General features: G+C 41.9%; 29 protein-coding genes. 5 read left to right on the top strand and 24 right to left on the bottom strand.

What is annotated here, in order from left to right:
* Positions 1-121 precede the first annotated feature (121 nt).
* Complete coding sequence (locus ABU165_RS15870; RefSeq protein ID WP_318060415.1) at positions 122-586, top strand: glycine zipper domain-containing protein; 465 nt, start codon at positions 122-124, stop codon at positions 584-586.
* Between the two features lie 300 nt (positions 587-886).
* Here the strand turns inward: ABU165_RS15870 and ABU165_RS15875 are convergent, their stop codons facing one another.
* The 12 genes from ABU165_RS15875 to ABU165_RS15930 all read right to left on the bottom strand — a co-directional run bounded on the left by ABU165_RS15875 (position 887) and on the right by ABU165_RS15930 (position 9930).
* Complete coding sequence (locus ABU165_RS15875; protein WP_318060416.1) at positions 887-1423, bottom strand: CBO0543 family protein; 537 nt, start codon at positions 1421-1423, stop codon at positions 887-889.
* A 475-nt stretch (positions 1424-1898) separates the two neighbouring features.
* A complete protein-coding gene (locus ABU165_RS15880; RefSeq protein ID WP_318060417.1) occupies positions 1899-2318 on the bottom strand; it encodes a protein-tyrosine phosphatase family protein in 420 nt (139 codons plus the stop codon).
* Between the two features lie 14 nt (positions 2319-2332).
* Positions 2333-3280, bottom strand: a complete 948-nt coding sequence (trxB, locus tag ABU165_RS15885) for a thioredoxin-disulfide reductase (RefSeq protein ID WP_253616356.1) — start codon at positions 3278-3280, stop codon at positions 2333-2335.
* 13 nt (positions 3281-3293) lie between these two features.
* The gene (arsA, locus tag ABU165_RS15890; RefSeq protein ID WP_318060418.1) at positions 3294-5066 is read right to left on the bottom strand and encodes an arsenical pump-driving ATPase; all 1773 of its coding nucleotides are present in this window, start codon (positions 5064-5066) and stop codon (positions 3294-3296) included.
* Between the two features lie 15 nt (positions 5067-5081).
* A complete protein-coding gene (gene arsD / locus ABU165_RS15895; protein WP_318060419.1) occupies positions 5082-5441 on the bottom strand; it encodes an arsenite efflux transporter metallochaperone ArsD in 360 nt (119 codons plus the stop codon).
* A 91-nt stretch (positions 5442-5532) separates the two neighbouring features.
* Positions 5533-5952 carry an arsenate reductase (thioredoxin) gene (gene arsC, locus ABU165_RS15900; protein WP_009792031.1) on the bottom strand — a complete coding sequence of 140 codons (420 nt, stop codon included), beginning with the start codon at positions 5950-5952 and terminating at the stop codon, positions 5533-5535.
* 28 nt (positions 5953-5980) lie between these two features.
* Positions 5981-7276, bottom strand: a complete 1296-nt coding sequence (locus ABU165_RS15905) for an arsenical efflux pump membrane protein ArsB (protein WP_035401616.1) — start codon at positions 7274-7276, stop codon at positions 5981-5983.
* 17 nt (positions 7277-7293) lie between these two features.
* On the bottom strand, positions 7294-7638 hold the full coding sequence (locus ABU165_RS15910) for an ArsR/SmtB family transcription factor (protein WP_009792033.1): 345 nt from the start codon (positions 7636-7638) through the stop codon (positions 7294-7296).
* Between the two features lie 356 nt (positions 7639-7994).
* Positions 7995-8516 carry a hypothetical protein gene (locus ABU165_RS15915; RefSeq protein WP_148950435.1) on the bottom strand — a complete coding sequence of 174 codons (522 nt, stop codon included), beginning with the start codon at positions 8514-8516 and terminating at the stop codon, positions 7995-7997.
* A 300-nt stretch (positions 8517-8816) separates the two neighbouring features.
* The gene (locus tag ABU165_RS15920) at positions 8817-9200 is read right to left on the bottom strand and encodes a hypothetical protein (RefSeq protein ID WP_318060420.1); all 384 of its coding nucleotides are present in this window, start codon (positions 9198-9200) and stop codon (positions 8817-8819) included.
* 153 nt (positions 9201-9353) lie between these two features.
* Positions 9354-9512 (bottom strand): hypothetical protein, encoded by a 159-nt coding sequence (locus ABU165_RS15925; protein WP_180827392.1) that lies wholly within the window; start codon positions 9510-9512, stop codon positions 9354-9356.
* A 178-nt stretch (positions 9513-9690) separates the two neighbouring features.
* Positions 9691-9930: a hypothetical protein gene (locus ABU165_RS15930; RefSeq protein ID WP_009792038.1), complete on the bottom strand. Its 240-nt coding sequence runs from the start codon at positions 9928-9930 to the stop codon at positions 9691-9693.
* Between the two features lie 337 nt (positions 9931-10267).
* Here ABU165_RS15930 and ABU165_RS15935 point away from each other — a divergent pair, with 337 nt between their 5' ends.
* Both ABU165_RS15935 and ABU165_RS15940 read left to right on the top strand, forming a co-directional pair.
* A complete protein-coding gene (locus ABU165_RS15935; protein ID WP_318060421.1) occupies positions 10268-11164 on the top strand; it encodes an EamA family transporter in 897 nt (298 codons plus the stop codon).
* A gap of 106 nt (positions 11165-11270) precedes the next feature.
* Complete coding sequence (locus ABU165_RS15940) at positions 11271-11444, top strand: hypothetical protein (protein ID WP_318060422.1); 174 nt, start codon at positions 11271-11273, stop codon at positions 11442-11444.
* Positions 11445-11595: 151 nt separating this feature from the next.
* Here ABU165_RS15940 and ABU165_RS15945 read toward each other — a convergent pair whose 3' ends face one another.
* Positions 11596-12225, bottom strand: a complete 630-nt coding sequence (locus ABU165_RS15945; protein WP_318060423.1) for a hypothetical protein — start codon at positions 12223-12225, stop codon at positions 11596-11598.
* Between the two features lie 344 nt (positions 12226-12569).
* Here ABU165_RS15945 and ABU165_RS15950 point away from each other — a divergent pair, with 344 nt between their 5' ends.
* The gene (locus ABU165_RS15950) at positions 12570-13220 is read left to right on the top strand and encodes a hypothetical protein (protein WP_318060424.1); all 651 of its coding nucleotides are present in this window, start codon (positions 12570-12572) and stop codon (positions 13218-13220) included.
* A gap of 184 nt (positions 13221-13404) precedes the next feature.
* Here ABU165_RS15950 and ABU165_RS15955 read toward each other — a convergent pair whose 3' ends face one another.
* The 6 genes from ABU165_RS15955 to ABU165_RS15980 form a co-directional block, all read right to left on the bottom strand.
* Positions 13405-14298: a sensor histidine kinase gene (locus tag ABU165_RS15955; RefSeq protein WP_318060425.1), complete on the bottom strand. Its 894-nt coding sequence runs from the start codon at positions 14296-14298 to the stop codon at positions 13405-13407.
* 21 nt (positions 14299-14319) lie between these two features.
* A complete protein-coding gene (locus tag ABU165_RS15960; RefSeq protein ID WP_318060426.1) occupies positions 14320-15069 on the bottom strand; it encodes an ABC transporter permease in 750 nt (249 codons plus the stop codon).
* The gene (locus tag ABU165_RS15965) at positions 15062-15985 is read right to left on the bottom strand and encodes an ABC transporter ATP-binding protein (RefSeq protein ID WP_318060428.1); all 924 of its coding nucleotides are present in this window, start codon (positions 15983-15985) and stop codon (positions 15062-15064) included. Before ABU165_RS15965 ends, ABU165_RS15960 begins: the two co-directional genes overlap by 8 nt.
* Positions 15986-16082: 97 nt before the next feature.
* Positions 16083-16775, bottom strand: coding sequence for a response regulator transcription factor (locus tag ABU165_RS15970; protein ID WP_318060429.1), 693 nt, complete (start codon positions 16773-16775; stop codon positions 16083-16085).
* A gap of 494 nt (positions 16776-17269) precedes the next feature.
* The gene (locus ABU165_RS15975; RefSeq protein WP_318060430.1) at positions 17270-18520 is read right to left on the bottom strand and encodes an MFS transporter; all 1251 of its coding nucleotides are present in this window, start codon (positions 18518-18520) and stop codon (positions 17270-17272) included.
* A 22-nt stretch (positions 18521-18542) separates the two neighbouring features.
* The gene (locus tag ABU165_RS15980; protein WP_318060431.1) at positions 18543-19136 is read right to left on the bottom strand and encodes an ArsR/SmtB family transcription factor; all 594 of its coding nucleotides are present in this window, start codon (positions 19134-19136) and stop codon (positions 18543-18545) included.
* Between the two features lie 440 nt (positions 19137-19576).
* On the opposite strand from ABU165_RS15980, the gene ABU165_RS15985 reads away from it, so the two are divergent.
* Positions 19577-20698, top strand: a complete 1122-nt coding sequence (locus tag ABU165_RS15985) for a hypothetical protein (protein WP_318060432.1) — start codon at positions 19577-19579, stop codon at positions 20696-20698.
* Positions 20699-20737: 39 nt separating this feature from the next.
* On the opposite strand, the gene ABU165_RS15990 is transcribed toward ABU165_RS15985, so the two are convergent.
* The 5 genes from ABU165_RS15990 to ABU165_RS16010 form a co-directional block, all read right to left on the bottom strand.
* Positions 20738-22054 carry a replicative DNA helicase gene (locus ABU165_RS15990; RefSeq protein ID WP_318060433.1) on the bottom strand — a complete coding sequence of 439 codons (1317 nt, stop codon included), beginning with the start codon at positions 22052-22054 and terminating at the stop codon, positions 20738-20740.
* Positions 22005-22313: a hypothetical protein gene (locus ABU165_RS15995; protein WP_318060434.1), complete on the bottom strand. Its 309-nt coding sequence runs from the start codon at positions 22311-22313 to the stop codon at positions 22005-22007. Before ABU165_RS15995 ends, ABU165_RS15990 begins: the two co-directional genes overlap by 50 nt.
* Positions 22310-23203, bottom strand: coding sequence for a hypothetical protein (locus ABU165_RS16000; RefSeq protein ID WP_318060435.1), 894 nt, complete (start codon positions 23201-23203; stop codon positions 22310-22312). The genes ABU165_RS15995 and ABU165_RS16000 overlap by 4 nt, the downstream gene beginning before the upstream one ends.
* A 678-nt stretch (positions 23204-23881) precedes the next feature.
* Positions 23882-24052 carry a hypothetical protein gene (locus ABU165_RS16005; protein WP_318060436.1) on the bottom strand — a complete coding sequence of 57 codons (171 nt, stop codon included), beginning with the start codon at positions 24050-24052 and terminating at the stop codon, positions 23882-23884.
* Between the two features lie 71 nt (positions 24053-24123).
* Positions 24124-25200, bottom strand: coding sequence for a hypothetical protein (locus tag ABU165_RS16010; protein WP_318060437.1), 1077 nt, complete (start codon positions 25198-25200; stop codon positions 24124-24126).
* Positions 25201-25278 lie beyond the last annotated feature (78 nt).

Genomic DNA, 25278 nt, shown 5'->3' on the forward strand with positions numbered 1-25278 from the left:
ACAGACCCCCTGGCTCAGCCTCAAAAAGAGTCAAGGGCTGTCCCCTTGGCTCCTCAGAAAATTGAAACTATACCCTCAGTAAAACGTAAATAAAGATAATAACATTCTCCGGAGGGTGAATATGGATAATCAGCGGGTTGATAAACTTAACAGTTTTCTTGAAGAAATCGGACAAAAGGCTGATGCAAAAACGGCTGCGAGGCTTGAATTGGATAAATGCAAAAGAATCATACAAAGGCTAAGTTCCTTTTCATCAGATTGCGAAAAATGTGATCAGCTTTTTTTAGGTTTAGAAAATCACCTGATCCGTCTAAAAAGCAAAGCAGAACATCTTACAGAAGGTGAGATTAAACATCATAAAAAATTAATTGGCACCATTAGCTCCCATCTGCAGAAACAGCACAAACTGGTAACGCAAGGGTATTATCTGGCATTATATATGTCCATTGGCATAAGTATTGGTACAGCAATTGGCCTTGTTGTATTTGATAATCTGGTACTGGGCCTGCCGCTGGGAATGTGTATTGGTATAGCAATTGGCACAGGGCTGGATGAGGATGCTAAGAAAAAGGGGCTGACCCTTTAACTTCTGAAGGATTTGCTGCAAAGAAGCCTAATCCTCCTTATCTTTTACCGAGGGAATTAGGCAGAGTTTATTCAAAGTCATGCTAACTATATGGATTAATTTCTAATGTTCCTGTAGTGGATAAATCTTGCTATAGCACCCATTTGTTCCATACAATCTTCCACAGATAAAACTAATTACAGAAATACCGTCTCTTTTCAAATAGAACATCTGCCTATTTTGTCAGCTGACCTGCAACATTGGCTCCTAAATCGGAATTCGGAGACATATTTAGTTTAATGACTTGGAAACAATTCAAGTCTATATACTCGATTTCAGTCTGGCTATTATCACATACACAATCTGAGATAGAAGAAAAAATCCTAAGAAGGACTTTGTATGTGTCCAGTTATGTAAAATAAACATTTCTCCTTTAACAAATAGGGGCTCAAAAACATAAGCAAACAATGCCGCCCCCAGCACAGACAGAATAAAATAACTATAAAACCTTTTAGAAAGCTGGTAAATAAACATAAATAAAACAGGAATGACTGTAATATCTGCCGGAAACAAAGGAGGGACCATCGGCAACAATTTGTCTGGGTATCCCCATAGGATCAATTCTCCGCCAATGACATCAAAGAGCGAAGCCGCAGCTGCCCAGATAAGTCCATAGCTTAAAATTTCAAATGTTCTCTTTTTATCGCGAAAGCTAAGCCATAATATCCATGGGATAATTGTGGCTGCGAGTAATACCCACCATTTCCAAGTGAATAAATCATCTTGGATCCAATGTTTAAAGGCCACTTCTTTCAATAATTCTCTAGCTTCTTTAACATCTTCATATGATGGTTTCATGCCTTTTCAACCCCTACCCTAAATCTACACTTATCCTTTCCGATACTATATGCCAATATCCATATCCTCTAGGAGCTAATGTATTTTCTTACTCACTAGCCTGTCTCTAAGTTTAGGAAAACATATCGGATACCAGTTATTAAAATCCAATCGGTTAAAGAGGCAATTAAGCCACAGGATCAGACCCCTTGGCCCGTTATAAAAAAGAGCCAAGGGACCTGCCCCCCTGGCTCTTCTCGAGGTTGCAACATTCCCACCCACTTTCTAGGGAATGGTTGATTGATAATGGGTTCCCGATATGTTTATAAGGAAGAGTAAATCATAGGAAAGCAGCTTCAGGAATAAGAGTGCCTCTACTTTTGAAATAGATGTCTCTCACCGAGGGTGTTTAGAGCTGCAGGAAAAAGCAAAAAGAGCCAAGGGACCTGTCCCCCTGGCTTCAAAAAGAGCCAAGGGGTCTGTCCCCCTGGCTTCATTAAGCATTAGGGAAAAGGCGCTGAAGGGATGCTTTCATCTCTGGCTTTACATTGATTTTTGGCCGGGCGGCCTTCGCCATTTCTTCTGCTTCCCCGATCGTCTTTGCTTTCCCCAAAGAGAGTAATGTACCGATCGCAACGGTTCCTGTACGATTGCTTCCGCCTGCACAGTGGAAGTATACTTTTTCCCCTCTATTATAGGCATTTACCACATGCTCCACAGACTGTTTAATTGATTCATCCTGCTGCTCAGCATCATCTACAATCGGGCTGTGAATCCGCTCATAGTCCGCTTCTGGAGCCTCTGCCCGAAGATCGAAAATCATATCTGCTTTTTCATTTTTCATCATTTCTTCTACATCATCTGCTCCGCCAATGTAAATGCGATCTTTTATTAGTTCATGATAGTTTTTTGTCATGCTGTTCCCGCCTTTTATAATGATTTGCTCCAATCATGTGTTGCCGTTCCTTCCAGATATCGTTCGGCATCAAGTGCTGCCATGCATCCTGTCCCTGCAGCTGTAATTGCCTGGCGATATCTCTTGTCCTGTACATCCCCGCAGGCAAAAATGCCAGGGATATTGGTTTCTGCCGTACCAGGGATAACATTAATATAGCCTGTTTCGTCTGTTTCGATTTGCCCGTTGAGAAATGCTGTGTTTGGTGTATGTCCAATTGCCACGAAGATTCCGTCTGTTTCAATTACTTCTTCTTTACCCGTCTCATTGTTCCGGACTTTTAAGCCTGTTACCTTCATTCCATCTGATACCACTTCAATCGGTGTGTTGTTAAGCGCCCAGGATATTTTTGGATTCTCTTTCGCGCGGTCCTGCATAATTTTTGAGGCCCTGAGTTCGTCACGCCGGTGAACAATGGTCACTTCGGAAGCAAATTTCGTTAGGAAGCTTGCTTCTTCCATAGCCGAATCTCCGCCTCCAACAATTATTACTTTCTTGCCGCGATAGAAGAATCCGTCACAAGTAGCACATGTGCTGACTCCCCGTCCGATATTTTCTAATTCACCAGGAATACCCAGAAGCTTGGCAGATGCACCGGTGGAAAGAATCAGCGCTTCTGTCTTTATTTCTCCCAAACCGCTCACATTTAGTATAAATGGCTTTTGCGAGAGGTCGGTTTCAGTAACCCATCCCCTTTTAAACCTGGCTCCAAATCTTTCTGCCTGTTTTCTCATATTGTCCATTAATTCCGGGCCCATTACTCCACCTGCAAACCCCGGAAAATTTTCCACTTCGGTTGTTAATGTCAATTGGCCTCCTGGCTGTGTGCCTTCAATTACCAGCGGCTCCATATTTGCACGAGCTAAATAGATAGCTGCTGTCAATCCAGCTGGACCGGTCCCTAAAATAACGACTTTTTCCATCCTAATCCCTCCATTAGTGGTTGATGAACTTCTTTAATTCCTGATATCCAGTGCCTGCTTCTCCCTGAACCGGGACAATGGCGCATTTCTCGCTCAGCTCATCTGCCACCATTTCAATCCAGCTGAATTCGGCACCTGACCTTCCGTTTAGAACAGGATCCTTTGTTTCTGTCGCATACAGACTTTGGTTAATCACCCACCACTCAGGTGTGATATCCGCACGCTTCAAGTCTTCCTGCAGTCTGCCAGCTTCCAGCACAGGAGTGGCCTCAGCCAAGGTCACAATGACGACACCCGTCTCCTTAGGGTTTCTTAACCTTGGAAGAAGCATTTGGACACTTTCAGGTATATCACCCGCAGAGCGTGCAAGTTCTTTATGAAACGACTGTGCTGCGTCCAACAGCAGCAGGGTATGTCCTGATGGAGCAGTATCAATGACCACTACTTCATTCTCCGATTTTGCTACAACTTCTGCGAATGCTCTGAATACGGCAATTTCTTCAGTACATGGGGAATTTAAGTCCTCTTCTATAAAAGCAAGAGACTCATCATCCAATTCATCCCTTACATTGCACAGTACCTGGGATTTATAGGCCTCAACTTCTTTTTTCGGATCAATCCGGCTGATAGTCAATTTTTGATTCAACTGGCTGTTTTGAAAAACAAATTCAAGATGAGCAGCAGGATCAGTGGTGGTCAAATGCACATGATGACCTTTTTCCACTAACCCAACTGCAATGGCAGATGCCATTGTGGTTTTGCCAACTCCGCCCTTGCCCATTGTGAAAATGACCCGGGTGCCCCTTGTAGAAAAGTCTTTAATGACCTCACTTAATCCAGGCAAATTGAAGAACTTTTGATCAATAGCCAATTCTGTCTGCGGAAGAGTAAACTGCTTAAATAGGTAGCGCAGATTGTTAAGCCCTGTAAGGGAATATGATACAAACGGAATAGAATAAGCAGCCACTTGCTTCAATTCATCCGGCATCCTTTTTAATGCACTCCGCTGACGCTGGAAAAATGATGCTGAAACCTCATCATCAGGAATATGCGACTGCATGAACCCATTGATAATCAGACTTTGGTTCTTGATCCCAATCTCTTTTAATTCCTTGGAAGCACGGCTCGCTTCCAGCAAAGATGATTCATCCGGTCTTGACACCAGAATCAGTGTGGTGAGGCCGGGATTGGCCAGTGCTTCCATGGTTACGGAGTAAATCTGCTTCTTCTCCGCGAGTCCAGATAAAGGACCCAGACATGAGGCACCATGTGTACTTTCCTCCAAAAAGCCGCTCCAGGCTGTTGGCAGCTGAAGCAGGCGAAGGGTATGCCCTGTTGGTGCTGTATCAAAAATGATGTGGTCGTAAGCTTCTACAACTAAAGCATCCGAAAGCAAGCCCGTGAATTCATCAAACGCGGCAATCTCGACTGTACAGGCACCTGACATCTGTTCTTCCATTGTATTTACGACTGAATCCGGAAGCTTGCCGCGATAAGGCCCGATTGTTTTTTCGCGATAGGCACGTGCAGCCTCCTCCGGGTCAAGATTACATGCTGAAAGATTGGAAACTCCGGGAATGGGCATGGGTGTATTTGTTAAAGCAACCTCTAACACATCCTGCAAATTCGATGCAGGATCTGTACTGACGAGCAGGACCTTTTCTCCTTCATCAGCCAGCTTGACAGCAGAAGCGCAAGCGGCTGAGGTTTTGCCCACCCCGCCTTTACCTGTAAAGAAAAGGAATTTAGTGTTCGCAACTGCTCTTGCATCAAATGGTTGAAACATGCTTAATCCTCCTTCCTATTTCAGGTCGATCTTGAATTTAACGCTGGGCTTTTTCTCAGGCAGTGAGTCAGCATCCACTCCGAACCATTGAGACAATTCTTCGTTAGAGGGGTATCTGCCCGCCTTGGCAACTGATCCGTCCACCAGCGTGACCGGCAGGGCGCCTGGCCCCTTTTCATGAAGAACCTTGCAGATTTCTTTATTGTCCGCAAACACAGCAGGTTCATTTGCCAAATTATATCGTTTAATGTCAAACCCCTTTTTTTCCAGCAAAAATACGGCGGAAGCCATTCTGGTCAGTTCCGGATCCACACTCGGTCCGCACACCCCGGTAGGGCAGCATAGAGCCGGATCAAAAATTTCCACTTTTGTCATGAGACTCTCTCCTTTAAAATAAAATAAGCATATGCTTATATGAAAGGTAAAAAGCTAGCCAAGAGAGTAATTTCTCTTGGCTATTTTCTTTTTACTTGCCAGTTTCGGCAAAAGTTTTGATGCGGTCGCCGATTTCGTCGCGTACACGTTGGAAGAAGGCCCATTTTTCTTCTTCTGTTCCTTCCGCTTTGGCTGGATCGTCAAATCCCCAGTGTTCGCGTTTTACATGAGGAGGAGTCATCGGGCACTTGTCAGCTGCATCACCGCAAAGTGTTACGACCAGGTCCGCATTGTTTAAAATTTCAGTGTCAATGATATCAGAAGTCTGATTGGAGATGTCGATGCCGGCTTCCTTCATGGCCTTTACAGCATTAGGATTTAAACCATGTGCTTCAATTCCTGCACTGTATACATTCCACTCATCACTCAAATGCTGCTTAGCCCATCCTTCTGCCATTTGGCTGCGGCAAGAGTTTCCTGTGCATAGAAAGTAGATTGTTTTTTTAGTCATGTTGAGATTCTCCTTTTAGGTAAGTTTTTTAGATGATCAGCAACCAAATATATAACCCAACTAATGTGATGAACAATGTTGGAATGGTTAGAACAATTCCAGTCTTGAAATAGGTTCCCCAGGAGATTTTTACTCCTTTTAGAGACAATACATGCAGCCACAGCAGGGTTGCCAGAGATCCGATAGGTGTAATCTTCGGCCCCAGATCAGATCCAATGACATTGGCATAAATCAATGCTTCCCGGATCACTCCACTGGTATCCGTGTCAGCAATGGCCAGTGCGTCAATCATAACGGTTGGCATATTATTCATCACAGATGAAAGAATGGCTGCAATGAAGCCCATCCCGATGGTTGCCGCAAACAGCCCCTGGTCAGCTGTCATTTGAATCACATCGGCCAGCACATTGGTAAGGCCTACGTTTCTCAGCCCGTATACCACTACATACATTCCGATGGAGAAAAACACAATTGCCCAAGGTGCCCCTTTAATGACTGTGCGGGTATTCACGGCTGGACTCCTGCGTGCCATTAATAAGAAAAAGATGGCAACGACACCGGCAATGATTGAAACAGGCAATCCAATGAATTCACTTGCAAAGTAGCCAATTAACAAGATTGCCAGTACAAGCCATGACAGCCGGAACATCTTGCTGTCCCTAACCGCTGCGGAAGGTTCCTTCAGATGGGATAAATCATAGTTCTTCGGTATGCTTTTTCTAAAGTATAAGTACAGGACAATGATGCTTGCTGCGAGTGAAAAGAAGTTTGGAATAATCATTCTGGATGCAAACTCCACAAACCCGATTCCAAAAAAGTCAGCCGAAACGATATTAACAAGGTTGCTGACTACCAGCGGCAATGATGTTGTATCGGCAATAAATCCGCTCGCAATGATGAAAGGAAAAACCATTTTTTCATCAAACTTCAAGTTTCTGACCATTGCAAGAACAATGGGTGTCAGAATCAATGCGGCTCCGTCATTAGCGAAAAATGCTGCAACCAAAGCACCCAAAATGGAAACATAAACAAACATTCTTACTCCGCTTCCTTTTGCTGCTCTTGCCATATGCAGAGCTGCCCATTCAAAAAATCCAATTTCGTCCAGAATCAGCGAAATAATAATGATTGCAATGAAAGCAAGCGTTGCATTCCAGACAATGGATGTCACATCAATCACATCATTGAAGTCAACTACTCCTACAATCAAGGCAAGAATAGCGCCCCCACATGCAGACCAGCCAATCGATAATCCTTTCGGCTGCCATATTACCAATATGAGGGTTGCCAGAAATATCAATGATGCCAAAATTATTTGAGTCAAAACATGCTACCCCCCTCTTACTCACAAGAAATTCTTAATCCCTGTTCTTCAAGTTCTTTCAATTTATAATCCTGACTCGGAAGGTGATCCAGTACATCCTTCACCAGCGGGTAGTAGTCGCTCGCTTTGTTCAGAGAATAAATGATCCACTGGCCTCTCCTGGCCTCCCTTACCACATCTGCATCCTTTAGCTTTCGGATGTGCTGGCTGATGGCAGGCTGGCTCATTTTAAAAATCTCAACAAATTCACAAACGCAGCAATCATTATTATCCAGGATCTTCAGCATAGTTAACCGCGTTTTATCACCCAATAATTTTAAGATGCTGGCCGCTTTTTCAACTTCAACTGTGGACACTTTCAACGTCTATTCACCTCCCGCTTTACGATATCAATATATAATAATTCACTTATATATGCAACAGGTTTTGATTTTTTTTAAAACTTTACTTAATTTTAATATGTTCCTTTTCAGGTTGTTCATTCATAATACTTTTTGTACTTCTTCGTCGCCTTTTTTCTGAAGCTTATTCTTTTGGGGTCTGGGAATATCCCATCTCATCACCCTTTATTAATTTTAATCACGATATATTACGGTATCCCTTTCATCAACTGAACTGCCCTTTTTATGAAAAAACAGCCGCCTAGAATTGGCAGCTGTTTTTGGACATCGCACCTATAGTTCACATTACAATAGACAGAAACAACATCTCGATATTCTTAATTACTAACTTCCCCTTGATAGCCTTTATCTGCTGTCAAGAATCGATCAAGCTTAATAAACCCTATGAAGATGAACAGTGAACCAAGAATATTACATATAACCCTAAACCAATGGACGATTTTAAATTCCTTCACCGTTTGCTTAAGGAATTCTATAGAATGGAGGTCCGCACCTTCAATAAACATGATTTCATTCCGGGGCCATTCAAAAAGAATGGAAGCTGCCCCTTCTAATATGATTGCCAGCAGGCTGAGGAGCACCCACTTTCTTGCAGATTTCACTTTCCACACAAAAATTCCTGCCAAAACACCGGTCAGTATACTTACAAAGCCCAAAGGCGGAAAATAAGTATGTGGACTAGCAACTGCCATCCAGTCCATGGACTGCTCCAATGAAAATGGTACGTTATGAAAAATATTTGGATACACCATAAACGTATTAAGCAAAATGCTCCCCAAAATAATCCACTGAATCCAAAGGTGGGATAAAACCGTATAATACCCTACTTTCTTTGCCATGCAAAAAACTCCTTCTAATCATAAGTTTTTATAGCCTTATCGGCTAATATGCACTCATTATAAGGAGCAAATCTAAATGAATCCTTATGTAGTTCTTAAATAATTCTTAAAAAGCCATGGGGACAGACCCCCTGGCCCAATTTCAAAAAAGAAAGCCAGGGGGACAGACCCCTTGGCCCAATTTCAAAAAAAAGCCATGGGGACAGACCCCCTGGCCCAATTTCAAAAAGAGCCAGGGGGACAGACCCCTTGGCCAATTTCCAAAAGAGCCATGGGACCTGACCCCCTGGCTCCTCAAGGTCATTTAAAATCACTAGGAATTTTTACGAGTACATAATTTTCAGTCCACATTTGAGTGGTGGCAATTAGCCTCTTTCCTTCTTTTTCAAAGAACAGGCCGGCACCATCTTTTTCTTTAAATTCCCATCCATATGAGGCAACCATTTGTTTAGTATATTCATCAGCGATTGAAATACCTTTATCCTCACTACGTGTGATATACCAAATAAAGTCCCCTTCTACTGAAATTTCAGTTATCTTACTATCCGATTCTTTTAGTTTATCAATAGCTTCATTTGCTGATACATCATCAACTGGAAGAGAGGGGTAGTGTAATTTACCTGCAAAAATGAACACAACAATAGTTATTATTAATATGCCAAGTATATACCGCACCTTTTTCATCTCATCACCCTTTGTTAGTTTAAATCACGATATATTATTGTATTCTTCTTCAACTAAGCTGTCCCTTCCTCGCAAAGAACGACCACCTAATGACAGCTGGATCTTCTTAATATCACGTTTACATTCTTGTGAGCTCCAAATTCCAATCTTATTTTATATATCAAAAAGGGCATTCAATACAAGAAGTAAGAGCCATAGCAGAATAACTAGGATTCCAAATCTTCCTATTTCATTGCCTTTTTTATCTGCTCTATTCTGGTGTTTTATCCTTCTATATAAGTTTTGGACTTTCTTTTGTTTTTCTCCTTCCACTGTTTAATCTCCCCTTTAAAATCATATCTCCTGGTACAGCGTGAGCAAATAGATGTTTTAGCCATTAAGTAATTTTCAGCAAAAAAGGCGATAATCCTTCTTGGATCAATCACCCATTAGTTTAGTAAGGAACGTAGAAAAAGTGCATTTTCCTTAGTGAATAATACACTCTTCTATTTCAGTTTCCCTTTTTATTTACAACCAAAAAAATACCCAAGCCTGCAACTGCTATTAGCAAAAATAACGCAATTGCAGGCATCCCTAGATCAGAGCCCCAGCTTAATTGCTTATCTCTATCTGTTGTTGCAACGTAAGCAGCAGATGCCTTGATAGAATCAGATAAACTATTTATTGAATAAACAATAACGCCTGTGAGAATGGCTTGAGCTATAAGGAAATAACCTAGTATGTCTCTCATAAACTCCCTCCCCCTTTTACTAAATTATACAGTTTTTTAGCAAGGTGGGGAGCGAAATCCTATTGAACTACTCTCCCATTAGTTAAATAAGATTCAGCTGCCTTATTGACAGCTGGATTTTAAAGCACCTTTTAGTACAAATAACCTTCAGTATTCCTAGAGAGTGTCACCCAAAATACCCGTTGACAATAGGCACCCTTACTCTTATACTTTTTGAAGAATTGAATAATAAAACCAATTTAGGACGTGGATTTTTCTAGAGCTAGCTCTATTTTCGCCACACAATTGTCAGTTGACGGTTGTGTGGCTTTTTTATGTAAAGAAAGGGGCAGAGTAAATGAAAACTTGGCATTATGTACTAATCGTTTTTCTAGGTGGATGCTGCTATGGGGTGTTGTCTACATTTGTGAAGCTTGCTTATGCAGCAAATTATTCGGTAACAGAGGTAACGGGTGCCCAATATTTATTTGGGGTCTTACTTACCTGGGTGCTAGTTATGTTTAGAAAAAAACAAAAAATTTCTTTAAAACAAACTTACAAATTACTATTATCTGGAATTCCGTTTGGTTTGACAGGTGTGTTTTATTATCAGGCGCTGCAGACACTCAATGCTTCACTAGCCATCATTTTTTTATTTCAATTTGTATGGATTGGTACGCTTTTCGAGTGGGTCTTTCATAAGAAAAAACCAACAAAAGGGAAAATCATCTCAATTGGCATTCTTATTATAGGCTCATTTCTAGCTGCGGGCTTACTTGCAAAAAATGAAGTTGCTCTCTCCTTGCATGGGTCTGCTTGGGGGCTGCTTTCGGCTTTAACGTTTACAACTTTTATATTTCTCAGCAGTTCAGTCGGAAAAGATACTCCGCCTGTCCTGAAAAGTGCTTTCCTATCTACTGGTGGTTTAATTGTCGTACTTTTAGTATATCCACCAATGTTTCTAGTTGATTTACCTGTCTTAATGGGCGTCGCCCCGTATGGTTTATTACTCGGCTTGTTTGGTGTTGCCTTACCACCACTTTTCTTTTCAATTGGCATGCCCCATATAGGCCCAGGACTTGGCACGATTTTGACTGCTTCGGAGCTTCCAGTAGCTGTAACATTATCGGCACTTATATTAGCTGAATTTGTAAGCTTTTCACAATGGCTGGGAGTTGTCATCATATTAATTGGCATTGTCGCAGGCAATTTAAAACCTAAAGATCGAATAGAAGCTGTGTCTATACAATCCTAATCCATTTCGTGATTTAGAGTTCTCCTTATAATGAATACCGGGCCATGGGGACAGACCCCTTGGCTTTAAACTCATGCTATAATTATCCAAAAAGGGAGAGCTAACTTTGGCTGCTATCATTATTTTTATCTATATAGCTATTACACTTATATCATTATTTTTTGCTGGACCTTATTCACCATTAGTTGGTTTTGCAATAGGTTTTCCAATACATATGCTGATATTGTTAACAAAGATTCACAACAAGTTAAAAGATATAGACCGTAAACTTGAACAATGAATAATCACTCCGCAATTTTCTTCTAATACGCCATACCAGTTTTCTCAATTATAGTAATGTTGCCTGGTTTGGCAGCTGATTTAACCTCATCCTGGAGCCATGGGGACAGACCCCTTGGCCCAATTTCAAGCCATGGGCCCTGGTCCCTGGTTCATTCAAATGTAAAGTTCTTATCAACATCCTCGACATTATTTATTGCTTGAAATAAGTCAGGTGTAATAGTGATTACCTGATTTACATCTTCACTTACTTTATAGAAATGATAAGCATCATCTGCTCTTTTTTCAGGAGTTTTATTAAAATAAGCTATATTGATTTCAGCCTTTTTAACGTTTGCTTCTTCTTTTAAGTAAGAAATAAAATCAATAATGCTTTCTTTATCAACATGGGGTTCATATCTGCCTTCTAAATAAATTTTATACTCATGCTCAAGGTTTGGATCAATAGAGAGCAGGCTATCGATAGAAGCATTCTCCTTGTCGGGTAAAATTTCATCAAAGAATATTAATCCCCCATAAAAAGAATGAAATTTTTGCTGAAATAAGTTATCTAAAATAGGTTCATCCCTTTTCTGAAACTCGTCTTCAATCAAGACTTTTAAATAAGTATCTCTAAAATCCATCTCATTCTTGTAAACAAACACTGTAGAGGAAGGCCCTGATTGATTTATCGGATGCACATTTAATCGATACAAGCCTGAGCTCTTGTTAATTTTAACATTACTGATGACAAAATCTTTACCATACTTTTCTCTTAAATACTCCAACGCTTCTTCCTTCATAATGGAATCCACTTTACTAGGTTTTGTTCCACAACCGGAAATTAGTAAAACTGCGATTAAGATTATAAAAGATAACCTACTTATAGCACAAACCTCCATTTCTGGTAATTCATTACATAAATATTATAATAACAGCCCCCTTTCCGCACTAGGAACAAAGAACTTTTTTGTAGATATTCCCAGCTTTTTGTTGTAAATGTAACACTTAAAAACTATATAATAATTTTGGGTTATATTACCAAATAGAGGAGGTTTTTGGTATAAACAAGTTCGTTTTCTTATTGCCAATAATATTGTTTCTATTTACCGGCTGCCTATCTAAACCAATTAAAGAGGATTCTTCATTGAACAAAGATGCCTTGGAATACTTGGAGGAGAAATACGGAAAGGAATTTGTCATAAGAAGTGCTGAGAGCAACAGCAGTTCCGGGTTTTATAGTTTTAAGGTATATCCTAAAGATGAACCAACCATTTCATTCACCGCCTCAGCTTACAAGAATGAAAAGGATTTTAGAGATAACTATCTGAAAAGATTGACTGGTCTTCAATTTCAAGAGAGGGACAAACCTGTAATTAAAAACATGTTTCAAGAAGAATTTCATTCATTCTATGGAAACCTTGTATTTTTTGATGAGATTGTTCCCGATAAAGACAATGTATCCATTGAGCAGCTGTTATCTGTAGATCCTAATCTAGAACATAATTATATCTTGTTTTTACAAGGAGAATTTACTCCAACTGCAGATACTAAGAAGATTGTTCAATTTCTAAGCTATCTAAAAGAAGAAGTACATGTTAAAAAAGGTGATATAGATATTGTTTTCTACAACGATACCCCAAAGACATCTGCGGAGAAGGCATATCTTTCGTATATAGGAAATGAGGACGTCAGTGCAGTAATTTCTATTCCTCCAGAGGAATTTCAAAAGATAGATACAGTAGAGGACTTTAGCAAGAACGCAAATGTAGAAAAGATGAACATTAATGGAACTTGAGAAGCAATTTTATGAAAAGACATGGTGAAGCAGGCAGCCCTGTTAGAGGTGTACCCGCTTGAGGTGTGGGGTGTTAAGGAGGAGGTTTACGATGGGATAGGGTTTGAAGGATCTTTCTCTTCCCGAGGGTTAGAGATTTAACAGTCCAACCACAAAAAAGAGCCAAGGGACCTGTCCCCTTGGCTTATTTCCATTCACAAACCATAGTCAATTGATTCCCCTTTAGTTCAGCTGAGATTTTGCCGTTCATTTTTTCCATCAGGCTTTTGGCAATGGGCAGTCCGAGTCCGGTTCCTTTGCCTGTCCGGGTTTGGTCGGCTTTATAGAACCGGTCGAACATGTGGTGTACGTCCTGTTCACTCAGTTTGTCGACGGTGTTGGAAATTCTCAATACAACCGCTGCATCCCTTTCTTCCAGCCTGATGGACACGTTCCCTGTTGAGTACCGAATCGCGTTGACCACTAAGTTTTCCACGACTCTTTTAACTGCAGATGCATCGGCATCGATCATGATTTCATGATCAGGAATATGGATGTCCGGCTCTATGGTTCTCTTTTTGAATTCTTCATAAAACCCTAATAGAGCGTCTGCTATCAAGTCGTTGGCTCTGACCCTCTCCAGCTTCATCGGGTAATCGGTTTGTTCAATAATCGACAGCTCAAAAAAATCTTCCAGGAGGGTTTTTAATCTTCCTGCACTATTTTTTATCGTTGCGATGTATTCCTTTTTCAACTCGGGGCTTAGTTCGTCTGACTCCAGAAACTGAATATACCCCAGAATCGAAGTCATCGGCGTGCGGATATCATGTGAGATATGAGAGATGGCCTGTTTCAGTTCATTTTCCGTTGAGCGCTTGACTGCCTCTGCTTGTTTCGTCTGGTCAATCTGGTTATTGATTTCCTTTGCCAGCTCTTCAAAATGGCGGTCATGATAGCTGATATCGACCTTCTTGGCTGTTTTATTTTGGTTTAATTCCCGCAGCTGCCGGGCTGTCCGTTTGATTTCTTTTTTCAGCAGACAGAAACGAGTGAGGACAATGGCGAATGCGATCAGGACGATGATGAACAGATAGAGCATTTGACCTCACCCGCTTTCTGGTTACTTGATTTCTTTTCGTTTAAAAATATAGACGCCTATTCCCCAAAACAGCAGGAACGTCAGAATGGGAATCGCTACTATGAAAAACAAGTCACTGCTGTTCAAGCTGTTCACGATGCTGATGTCATAGATCAGCTTAAAAACAGAATGATTGAGTATCGGTTCAAAAAACGGCACTTTGGCTGCCAGCATTTGCAGCGGCCAGTCAGCAAAAATAAAGAATAGCAATAAAAACCCTATCGTTTTTCCGCTGTCCGTGAACAGGATTGAAAAAATCGCCATGATGGAGGCAAAGGCCGCTCCGTATAAAATAATCAGCCCTATGGTTTGAAGATAATAGGAGAGTTCAGGCATACCGTCAAATCCGAAATAGACAGCACTCACCCCTGTCATCACGATAGGTAATATCAATGATATGATGACCGTTCCAATGGAAAACACGATTAACTTCGCAGAGTAGATACTCAGCCTGCTTTTCCCTGAAGATACGATGCTTTTCATCGTCCCCATGGAGTATTCACTCGTAATAAAGAAACCGGCGAGAATACTGGGGATCAGCTTCACTATATTGGCATGCGGCCCAAGAATGCTTTCCCGGTAGAAATCACTTACTGCCGGCAGGCCTGTAGCGCCATTGTCGAATTCTAGAAGAGGAAACAGCACTGCTGCAGCAAGCAGCATCCAGCTCAGGAATCGGAATGAGCGATCTTTCTTTAGTTTATACCACTCTGTTCTCACTAAGTTACCCATGCTGGACACCCCCGATGCGATTGGTGAAATATGTTTCCAAATCTTCTCCCATCGGCATGAACTCTTCGATGATCAAGCCTTCATCGGTTAACATTTTGGAGACTTTTCGCGGTGCATCAACAGAGGCAAACAGTTTGATCGTTCCATCCGGCATCACTTCAAAATCAGGAGCAGATAACCGGCTTTCTATGATGGTTGCCGCCTTGCTTGGATCATCCACTTTGATATGCAAGTACTGCTGGCATTTTTCTTGAAGCTCTTTCGCAGATAACTGTTCCAGCAGCTCTCCTTTATGGATGATGCCATAATGAGTGGCCAATAAATGCAGCTCACTTAAAATATGGCTTGAGATTAAAATCGTGATGCCATATTCCCTGTTCAGCTTTTTCAGCAGCTCGCGGATCTCCACAACCCCCATAGGATCCAGCCCATTAATAGGTTCATCCAAAATCAAAAACTCAGGATCTCCCAGTAAGGCAATCGCCAGTCCGAGGCGCTGCTTCATTCCTAAAGAAAAATTCTTCGCTTTCTTTTTTCCTGTATCCTGCAAACCAACCAGCTTAAGCGTTTTGCCGATGCACTCTTTGCCTGGTATGCCTTTCAACAGACGGTGTGCTTCCAGGTTTTCCTTGGCCGTCATCTGGGGATATAAGGCCGGCCCTTCAATAATGGTTCCGATTCTCTTTCTGGCCTCTATGATATCCCGTTCATTGCTTTTTCCAAATAACTCAAACGTCCCTGTGGTTGGATAGGCAAGTCCTGTTATCACTCGGATCAGCGTGGATTTCCCGGCACCATTCTGTCCGATGAAACCATAAATGGAGCCTTTTTTTATCTTTACACTCACTTTATCAAGCGCCATATTCTTTTGATATTTCTTCGACAGCTGGCTGGTCGTCAATACATAGTCATTCATGAAGAGTTTCCTCCTTACGTCATTATTCAACTTTGAACACTCTTATACTATAAGAAGGAAAACATAAGAAACCCTTAAGCAAATCCTTAAGAAAACCTTAAGATTTGAGCTTGTAGCCCATTCCCCAGACCGTTTCAATATACTCTTCATCACTATTTGCTTTCGCCAGCTTGCTTCTGATATTGCTCAAATGGACATTGATCGTATTTTCATCTCCGTGGTATTTTTCATTCCACACGCTCTCAAACAAATTCGCCTTGGAAAAAATCTTATGCGGGGACCCCACCATCAGAAGCAATATTTCGTATTCCCTGGCCGTCAATTTAAGCTGAATCCCGTTCATGCTCACAGTCTTGGCGTCCACATCCAAAACGATATCCTTATGTGTTAATTGATTCGTTACCGGCGTACCCGACAGGCCGCGGTATCTTCTCAGGCATGAATCAATCCTGGCAGATACCTCTTCAATATCAAAAGGCTTGGTTATGTAGTCATCAGCCCCGGCTCTTAACGCCTTAATCTTTGATTGAGTCTCAAGCTTCGCCGAAATAATGATCACGGGGATCTTGCTCTCATTCGTCACCTTTTTCAGGAGCTCTTCACCGGATAATCCAGGGAGCATCAGATCAATCAGGATCATATCCCACTTCCCGGAATCCAGGTATATCAATGCTTCCGTTCCCGAATAAGCCGGCTTCGGCAAATAGCCGCTTTTGCTCACAATATTGCACAGCAGGCGATTAATGTCCTCATCGTCTTCGATAACTAAAATATTTACTGTATCCTTCATTGTAATCATCCTCATATTTATTAACCTTATCATTTATTGAATGGCGGGGAATGTCAAGCTGATCGAAGGCTGCAAGGATGAAGACGCTTTGTCCGGATTCCCGGAAACTCAGCGGCTTATACTGTGGTACGATTTTCGTCATTAGGTGGTAAATACTATGTCAAAGGCGGTACATTATGATGGAGTAAAAGAGCCAAGGGGTCTGTCCCCTTGGCTCAAATAATCCTGCCCAGTTATCCGATTAACAAAAAAAATCCGGCAAATTAAAGCCGGATTAAAAGACATTAGCAACCCTCCACCCTTTTTTGATCTGAACTGTGATTTTGTTATTTCTTTACCCACGATGCCAATGACTTATGCAAAGCCGACTTTAGTATCCAACTATTTCCTCATTTTCTCTGGTTTATCCTAAACACGGCATCTAAAAAAGAGCCACGGGGTCAGGTCCCCTGGCCCACCATTAAAAAGAGCCACGGGGTCTGTCCCCTTGGCTCTTAATCTGCGCTTCTAATCACTTTAGAGCGCAAGAGGTAGATGGATGAAACAACGACAATGAGAATGCCGCACAGCATCATGATAGTAGAAATGGTGAACTGCATCACGAGAGCCAATGACACAAAGGCATATGATAAGGGAACGAGTCCATTAGAAAAGGCATTAACCAGGCTCATGACTCGGCCAATTTTAGATGGAGCAGACTGTGCCTGTATGGTGGAGATCAGTGAGACATTGATAAACGAAGAGAGAATCCCCATAACAGTAAGTAAAATGATACCATGCCAGAGGAAGTCGATTTGACCAAGAAAGATTAAGCAGATACCCAGAATTCCAATCATCACAAGCATTGTCAAACCACGTTTTTTCTGCAGATTTAAAATACCAACGATGATAGCTCCTGCCAGCATTCCACCCTGATAGGAACTTTGAAGGAAACTTAAATCCAGCACTTCCCCATCGAGGACACTATCCACCAGCAAGGGAATCCCCATCAGCAGGGGGCCAAAAAAGAAGAAATTAATAATCATTAGAATCAATAAGATATTTCTCAAGAAAGGCATGGACAACACGTAAGAAATGCCATCCTTCAGTTCAGTTTTAGCAGAATGACTATTCACAGCAATTATTCTTTTATCTTCGTTAATAAGAAAAGAGAAAAGGAAAGTCAATAATAAAAAGCCTGCCACAATCCCGAATAACATACTGAATGACCCAGCAGAAATAACCCAGCCGCCTAACATGGGGCCGGAAAAAAGCGCAATCTGGTTAGAGCTTTGAATAAATGAATTAGAACGGGAAAGAACTTCCTTTTCCACAATAGATGGAAGGAGTGAAGTATTTGCTGGAGAAAAGAACGCATCAACAATCCCAAAACATAAAGCAAATAGAATGAGCGGCCATAATTCCAGCAGACTTAGCTGCAGCAGAAAAATCATGGATAATACTAACAGTAAGCGAACAAGACTGGATATCATCATGATAGTTGAGCGCCTGAAACGGTCGGCCCAGACGCCTCCAAGTGTCATAAATAGAACACGCGGTATCATGGTTACCATCATGACGGCCCCCAAGGCGCTTTCTTTTCCTAGAACGGTGATGATATACCACTGTTCTGCAAACAGGTATGTTGATAAGGCTAAGAAAGAAGCCGTGCTGGAAAGCCAGAGAAAAATAAAGGATCGATTACTCAACAGACCTGGAACAGGCTGCTTCTGCGGCTTTGTGTCTGCCACTTGCCCGATTGCCATTGGATTTCCACCTTTCCCATGCTCATTTCTCTTTCTTAAAAAGCAGGTCCTCAATTTGGAACGCAGTTGTCATCAAATAGTAATGCTGTTTCTCTGCTTCCCCGTCTGTGTCCTCTTCCAATGTTTTCAGAAGTTCACGATATTTTTTGGCAAATTCCACAAACTTTTCCTTGCTCACTGTAAATTCGGTTTGCAGGGACAGATTGTTCCATTCTTCAACATTGGCGGACTGAAGCTCAAATGATTCATCCGGAGCGGTAAGCACCCGGGTCTTGGCACGGTCAATCACTTCCAAGTACGATTGGCGTGTAGCTTCCTGGGATTCCACATATGTTAACAAATGGTCGGCTGGTATAAACCCTCTTGCAACCGCTTGATAAAATTTAAGTACATTCCCTCCACGCTCCTCTTTCCTGACAAGCTTAATGATGCCATACTTTTCTAATTCCCTAAGGTGATATAGAACTTTGGCTCTGGATAGATTAAGTTCCTTGGCCAGCATCTGCCCGGTATGAGGCTGTTCAACTAAGTGAATCAGCATTTTCGTACGCAGAGGATCACTAATCACTTTAAGCTGTTCGTAAGTTTCAAGAATAAAAATCGATTGTTGTTCCATTATAAAACCCCTTTGTTAACCGGTTAATTTTTATTAACATGATTATATACCTTTTTCACCGATAGTGGCAACCATTATCAAAATATTAAGATAGCCCAGGAACTTAGAGATAAAGAGTCAGGTCACTTGCGAACAATTAGGTCAAATAGTTTACCCTTTTCTTCCTCTCTTCAACTTCCGGTCCCTAAAGTGGTTTTGTCAAATTCGGTACATCTCAATGAATGTTATTATGGAATAAGAGGAGCCGGGGGACAGGTCCCTTGGCCAACCATCAGAAAGAGCCAAGGGGTCTGTCCCCTTGGCTCTTCATTTTCACGGATGTTATCATAGAGTAATAGATTACCCTCCCTAAGGGTATAGAGACTAATAGAGACAGGTCCCCAGCTCAACCACAATAGGAGCCAAGGGACCTCTTATAAATTTTTATTAGGTGGGATTACGTGAATAAGAGATTGAGAACAGGGGCTTGTTTGGCAGCCATCCCCTATTTGATGTTAGCAGGCTGCTCGCAATCGGTAACGTCGTCAGAAGAAGGATCAAAGATGCATGAAGAGTCGAAGCTGCCTCTTAGTGAGATGCATTATACGCTTGAGGAAGCTGCAAAGTCACCCAGGTTTGCACGTGAAGCTTCATATAAAGCAATCGAACCTTCTCAAGGGGCACAGCCGCTGAAAACCAATTATACAAGTCAGCAGCTTGAGGAAATGCCCAAGACGCAGGCACATGGGGGCAGCACGAAAAGAAGCGTTCCTTTAGGTCAGACCCTGGCAGCCGGTGCCGAGGATCAAACAGACGGACCGCTGAAGGAACATAGAATTGTTTCCTATTATGGGCATCCCAATTCGAAAAACATGGGTATCCTGGGAGAATACAGTCCTGAAGTGTTTATGGAAAAATTACTGGCCCAAACCAAGGAGTATTCCGAACTGGATCCTGAACGGCCAGCCATCCCGGCAATTGAACTGATTGCGACCGTCGCCCAGCGGAGCCCGGGAGATGATGGTGATTACATACACCCGACAGCCAATGAAGATATTGAAACATATGCGAAATTGGCCGAAGAAAACAACGCCCTGCTGATCCTGGATATCCAGCTTGCCCGTGATACCATCATGAACCAGGTGAAATCGGTGGACAAATACCTGAAACTGCCTTTCGTCCACCTAGCCATCGATACCGAATTCCATGTTAAAGAAGGGGAAATTCCCGGAGTGGATCTGGGCACAGTCGATGGGAAGGAAATTCAAGAGGCAATTGAATATGTATCAAACCTAACAGCCGAAAATGGACTGCCTGACAAAATGGTCATCGTCCATCAATTCGCCGGAAATGTCCTCATCAATAAGGACTCCATCCAACCTACAGACAACACAGAAGTCGTCATCAACTTCGACGGACATGGACTGGATGCCATCAAAAGATCCGGGTACAATGAATTTGTGCAAAAGGAGCCTATTCAGTACGGCGGGTTCAAAGTGTTTTACAAAAAGGATGAGCCGTTGATGACACCTAAGGATGTCTTGGAATTGGATCCTGCTCCGGGGTTTGTTAACTATCAATAGTAAAGAGCCAAGGGGTCTGTCCCCTTGGCTCTTTTCTCCTCACCCCCAAAACCGCCCAACCTCCTTCTCAAACCCCAACCTCACCATCCCAACCGGCCCATTCCGATTCTTCGCGATATTAACCTCCACTTCATTCCCCACCTCACTCTTGCTGTCATAATAAGCATCCCTATACAAAAACAGCACCAAATCCGCATCCTGCTCAATATTGCCGGAGTCGCGCAGATCCGAAAGCCGGGGACGTTTGTCCGCCCTTGACTCGACTCCCCTGGACAGCTGAGACAGGAGGATGATGGGAATCTTGAATTCCTTTGCCATACTCTTCAGCTGCTTGGTGATGTACCCGATGGTAAGGTCGTGGCGGTCAAAGCGCTCCTTGACGGTGATGAGCTGCAGGTAGTCAATGACGACAAGGAATGGCTCGGTGGGATGCTCGCGCTTCAGGTTCATGATATGCTGGCGGATCTCCATGAGGGTGACGAGACCGTTTTCCTCCACGGCCAAATTGGCTTTATACACGTTGTTCATGGCTTCCTGCATCCTCCCCATTTCTTCCATCGACAGGTATTTATGAGGATTATGCCATTTCATCATGTTGATGCCGGACAGGCTGCAGAGCAGCCGCTGGAAGATTTGCTTTGCGCTCATTTCCAGTGAGAAGACAAGCGATATCCCGTTCCTGCTTGCACATTCCCAGGCGAGCTGGATGGCAAGCGCCGTCTTCCCCATCGAGGGCCTTGCAGCAAGGATGATGAGTTCTCCTTCCTTCCAGCCTCCTGTCAGCCCATTCAGTGTTTCAAATCCAGTGTCCACGCCCGGGAGTCCTGTCTGCTGCTCATATAGCGATTCATACAGCTGCAGCAAAAGTTCATCTTTCGTCATTTTGTCTTTGTTATGAATGGTGTGATATTGGATGAGCGTCTTATAAAGCTCTGCCGCAGATTCAGGGGTAAAATCGCCAAGGAAATAGTGGGCAGATTTGCGAATCAGGCCCAGCTGGTAATACTTCAGGACAATCTGTTCATACTGATCAAGATTGGCTGCCGTCGGACAGCTGTTGGCGACTTCTACCAGATAACTCACACCACCGACATTCTCAATCTGGTCGCCCAGCTCTTCCACAAGCATGACCATGTCAATCTTCAGTTTCTTGCTCTCCAAGGTCCTCATTGCGGAAAAAATCTGCCGGTTCTCCGCCTGTGTGAAGTGCTCCGGCCCCAGCGTCAGCTGCTCAATCACCTGAGGCTCAAGCAGGACTGCCCCAAGGATCATGCTTTCTGCCTCCAGCAGCCTCTCCCTCGGCTGATCACTCCTCCCAAGGCGGTCGTAGTTTATCCCTATACCTTCTGTCCCCAATCTTCTTCTCCCCTTCCCGTTCCCATTCTTTCATCATGTCCAACACCGTTGTCTCCGTCTCGTCCCTCACATAAAGATGCGCCAATGCCGGCCGGTAAGAATTTTGCCTGATATAAGCATCCAGCCGCTGCTTCACGGCCAGATACCTGCATTCCGATAAATGCCGATGCCAGATCTCAAGGGTATCAAGGTCCATCCGCTTTCCGGGAAAAGCAAGATAGATTTCCTTGATCACCCTGTTGAACTCCTCCAGTGTCATGCATTCTCCACTCTCTCACCCAAGGCAGCAAGCGCCTCTTCCAGCCTCTGCTCCAGCACCTCCGGCGGTTCATACGATTCCAGGATCTTCTCCAAATATTTCGGGCTGTTGATTGTGTCATGGACATCGCCCTGCTCCACCTTGTCAAACTGCTCGTCCATAAACGCCGTCAGCTGCTCAGTCGATAGCGGAGACTCACAGATTCTTTCAATCGCTGTTAAATCCATTGCTGTTAGGAAAAATCCTTTGCCTCTCCTCACCATGAAATGTTCAGCAACAGCAACGATTTTTGCTCTCCGGACATCTTCGGAGATGCTGTTGTTGTTGTTGTTTTTATTCTTTCTTTTCTCTCTTTTATTTCTTTTCTCTATTGTGTCTTCAGGTTCGATTCGCGAGTCCTCCACGTCCGATTCACGTGCAGGCGGCAAAAAAGGATCCTGTCTGTTTTCAGCATGTACTTCTGCCGTATTTTTCGCTTCCACTTCAGCCAGTTCACGGCCATCTGCTGGTTCCTCCAAACCCATTTCAGCCAGTTCTCGCCCATCCGCAGGTTCCTCCACTCCAAGCACCGTAAACAAAAACCCATGCGGAAACCGCTCCGCCGTAATCAGACCGAGCTTCTCCAGCCGCTTAATCGAACGCTGAATCCGCGAATGACTGTAAAAATCCTTCTTCTTTACATTATAAAACCACAGATCCTCCCGCAGCAGAGTGATCGAACGAACATACTGGCCCGCATTCAGCACTAACTCACCGCACGGCACCTCATCCTTCACCATCGCATCACTCTTCAGCAGCAAATACAACCGCAAATCCTCCACATGATGAAATACCTCACTCCACCGAACCTGCCTCTCAAACTGCGTCCACCCATTCATCTGCATCAGCATACCCATTCACTCCTTTTTGTTTGTTCATCTCTTATATATAGATGTGAATGAGAAATGGACATGGTGGGCGGAACTTTTTTTGGTTGTTCCACGGTGGCTGGTCCCTCGGCTCTTTCCCAAAGTGTCTCCAGTCATGTCATCCTCCTTATCCACGATTGGGGACGAATTCAAAGTGATTGCTAACAGCTTTGATAAGTATTTGAAGGGGTTGATTAATCATGGGTTTCGGTATGTTGATGAAGAAGAGTAATCAAAGAAAAGAGGTAACTTGGGGTATAACTGCCATTCTATTTGGTGTGAGTGCGGCTAAAAGATTTTACCACCATTGCCATCTTTTTTACCACTTTACGTCAAGGAAGGTAACCAAGCTACTCCAACGCATTAACCAATAGAACCATAACGGTTTTGAAGTAAAAAAGCCTAATCCTCCATATTTTCACCGGGGAATTAGGCTTGGGTTTCCACAATAGTGCTAATTATGAATTATTATTTTTGAATAATTTTGTTGTACTATGCACAACAGAGCTGTAAAGGATAAACACTACAGCACCCGTTTGTTTAAGTAGGAGTCTTCACAATCTTCTTCATTGAAAACAAGGTCTATCCTTCTTGTTTGATAAATAAAAACAGGCCCTACAATTAAGGAAGGCCTGTTGAACATATTCTCTTCAATTTTTATTAACGTAGTACTAACGTTTTATCTTTATTCTCATTAGGAATGATCAATGAGGCGTTGTCACGTTGAAGATGTGGCAAACCAACACGTCCTTCAATGCCCACTGCTTTAAATTGCTTAAGAATTTGTTCTTGCAACGTTTTTAAATGTGTAATAACTGGTTCATTACTCATAAGTATCACCTCTAAATAATATTAACACATAATAAGAAACTTTTCTTGCCCATTTTGTTGTAGTTTACTTCCTAATTTTGTTCACTTTCACGCATTACAGCTTTAGTGTTTTTAAGCACTTTAAGTAATTGTTGCCTTATCCTATTATGTAGGTTAAGTTCTTCATAAGAATCCCATTCATCAGGCGTATTAACGGTTATTAAAAATAATAATTTTTCGCCTCGAGTATTTTCAATGATATAGGACATATACTTACGCGCTGCTTTACCATCACCGTTCCCTTTATATACAAATGAAAACCAAGAATGTCCTGAAATTTTATGGAAATTAATGATTGCATTAATTATACCTGTTCTTTTCTTCTTTTTTAGTAAATTAATTTTATCAACCTCAATAAGTGAATCAAAAACTAAATTATAGCGAAATTCAATAAAAGACATTCCTAGCTCTATAAGGGAAAATAACATCGTATCATTATCATCAAGCTCATTAATTTGTTTTTGCTTTAAATATTGAATTTTATTAATTATAAATGCAGTTAAATCTTTGGGATTTTTTTGATCAAGAGCTAATTTAGCTTTAAGAGAAAATTCTTCTAATAAATTGTTCTCATATTCATAATAAGACTGGGCTATAGCATTAAGATCTTCACCTTCACGTATATAACCATTTTGGTATTCTACTTTAAATGTAGTGATGTTTTTTGTAGAACTTCCTTCAACTGAAACAAATGGAAAAACAATCTTGGAACTGAAGACCTTATATTTATAAACTTGAATGCCACAAACAAATTCATTAGAAACAACAAAAGACTCAAGGAGCTTATCTAAATTTCGTTGAATCTCATAATTTGATAACTCTCCATAATAATTCCATAAACTTTTTGTTTCCGCTATTAATTCTTTATTTTTTGTAGCAATTATATCTTCTAACTTTCCTTGGTGAATTATCATATAAATAATAATTATTAATGTGAAAAGCAGAAGATATGGACTTAATGTAGTAATAAATGTTTTTGTTTTGTCTCCTGTAAAATACAGTATTACTCCCAAAATAGTAAAAGTTGCAGTAATAATATTGAATATCCTTAAAGCACTGTTTGATGAATATTCTTTAAGCTTTCTTTCAAACGAAATTTTTATCCCCATTAAAAGCACCTTAATATCCTTATTTGATTATTCAATTATAACTCAAATATGGATAATATTGTTACCCGCCTTACAATT

Origin of the sequence: Cytobacillus sp. T106, assembly GCF_040492155.1 — a bacterium.
Classification (GTDB): Bacteria; Bacillota; Bacilli; order Bacillales; family Cytobacillaceae; genus Bacillus_AB; species Bacillus_AB infantis.

What these genes read in the sequence shown, in the direction of transcription:
- ABU165_RS15870 (WP_318060415.1), top strand. Translation starts at nt 122, where the DNA reads ATGGATAATCAGCGGGTTGATAAACTTAACAGTTTTCTTGAAGAAATC.
- ABU165_RS15875 (WP_318060416.1), bottom strand. Translation starts at nt 1,423, where the DNA reads ATGAAACCATCATATGAAGATGTTAAAGAAGCTAGAGAATTATTGAAA.
- ABU165_RS15880 (WP_318060417.1), bottom strand. Translation starts at nt 2,318, where the DNA reads ATGACAAAAAACTATCATGAACTAATAAAAGATCGCATTTACATTGGC.
- trxB (WP_253616356.1), bottom strand. Translation starts at nt 3,280, where the DNA reads ATGGAAAAAGTCGTTATTTTAGGGACCGGTCCAGCTGGATTGACAGCA.
- arsA (WP_318060418.1), bottom strand. Translation starts at nt 5,066, where the DNA reads ATGTTTCAACCATTTGATGCAAGAGCAGTTGCGAACACTAAATTCCTT.
- arsD (WP_318060419.1), bottom strand. Translation starts at nt 5,441, where the DNA reads ATGACAAAAGTGGAAATTTTTGATCCGGCTCTATGCTGCCCTACCGGG.
- arsC (WP_009792031.1), bottom strand. Translation starts at nt 5,952, where the DNA reads ATGACTAAAAAAACAATCTACTTTCTATGCACAGGAAACTCTTGCCGC.
- ABU165_RS15915 (WP_148950435.1), bottom strand. Translation starts at nt 8,516, where the DNA reads ATGGCAAAGAAAGTAGGGTATTATACGGTTTTATCCCACCTTTGGATT.
- ABU165_RS15920 (WP_318060420.1), bottom strand. Translation starts at nt 9,200, where the DNA reads ATGAAAAAGGTGCGGTATATACTTGGCATATTAATAATAACTATTGTT.
- ABU165_RS15930 (WP_009792038.1), bottom strand. Translation starts at nt 9,930, where the DNA reads ATGAGAGACATACTAGGTTATTTCCTTATAGCTCAAGCCATTCTCACA.
- ABU165_RS15935 (WP_318060421.1), top strand. Translation starts at nt 10,268, where the DNA reads ATGAAAACTTGGCATTATGTACTAATCGTTTTTCTAGGTGGATGCTGC.
- ABU165_RS15945 (WP_318060423.1), bottom strand. Translation starts at nt 12,225, where the DNA reads ATGAAGGAAGAAGCGTTGGAGTATTTAAGAGAAAAGTATGGTAAAGAT.
- ABU165_RS15955 (WP_318060425.1), bottom strand. Translation starts at nt 14,298, where the DNA reads ATGCTCTATCTGTTCATCATCGTCCTGATCGCATTCGCCATTGTCCTC.
- ABU165_RS15960 (WP_318060426.1), bottom strand. Translation starts at nt 15,069, where the DNA reads ATGGGTAACTTAGTGAGAACAGAGTGGTATAAACTAAAGAAAGATCGC.
- ABU165_RS15965 (WP_318060428.1), bottom strand. Translation starts at nt 15,985, where the DNA reads ATGAATGACTATGTATTGACGACCAGCCAGCTGTCGAAGAAATATCAA.
- ABU165_RS15970 (WP_318060429.1), bottom strand. Translation starts at nt 16,775, where the DNA reads ATGAAGGATACAGTAAATATTTTAGTTATCGAAGACGATGAGGACATT.
- ABU165_RS15975 (WP_318060430.1), bottom strand. Translation starts at nt 18,520, where the DNA reads ATGGCAATCGGGCAAGTGGCAGACACAAAGCCGCAGAAGCAGCCTGTT.
- ABU165_RS15980 (WP_318060431.1), bottom strand. Translation starts at nt 19,136, where the DNA reads ATGGAACAACAATCGATTTTTATTCTTGAAACTTACGAACAGCTTAAA.
- ABU165_RS15995 (WP_318060434.1), bottom strand. Translation starts at nt 22,313, where the DNA reads ATGACACTGGAGGAGTTCAACAGGGTGATCAAGGAAATCTATCTTGCT.
- ABU165_RS16000 (WP_318060435.1), bottom strand. Translation starts at nt 23,203, where the DNA reads ATGCTGATGCAGATGAATGGGTGGACGCAGTTTGAGAGGCAGGTTCGG.
- ABU165_RS16005 (WP_318060436.1), bottom strand. Translation starts at nt 24,052, where the DNA reads ATGAGTAATGAACCAGTTATTACACATTTAAAAACGTTGCAAGAACAA.
- ABU165_RS16010 (WP_318060437.1), bottom strand. Translation starts at nt 25,200, where the DNA reads ATGGGGATAAAAATTTCGTTTGAAAGAAAGCTTAAAGAATATTCATCA.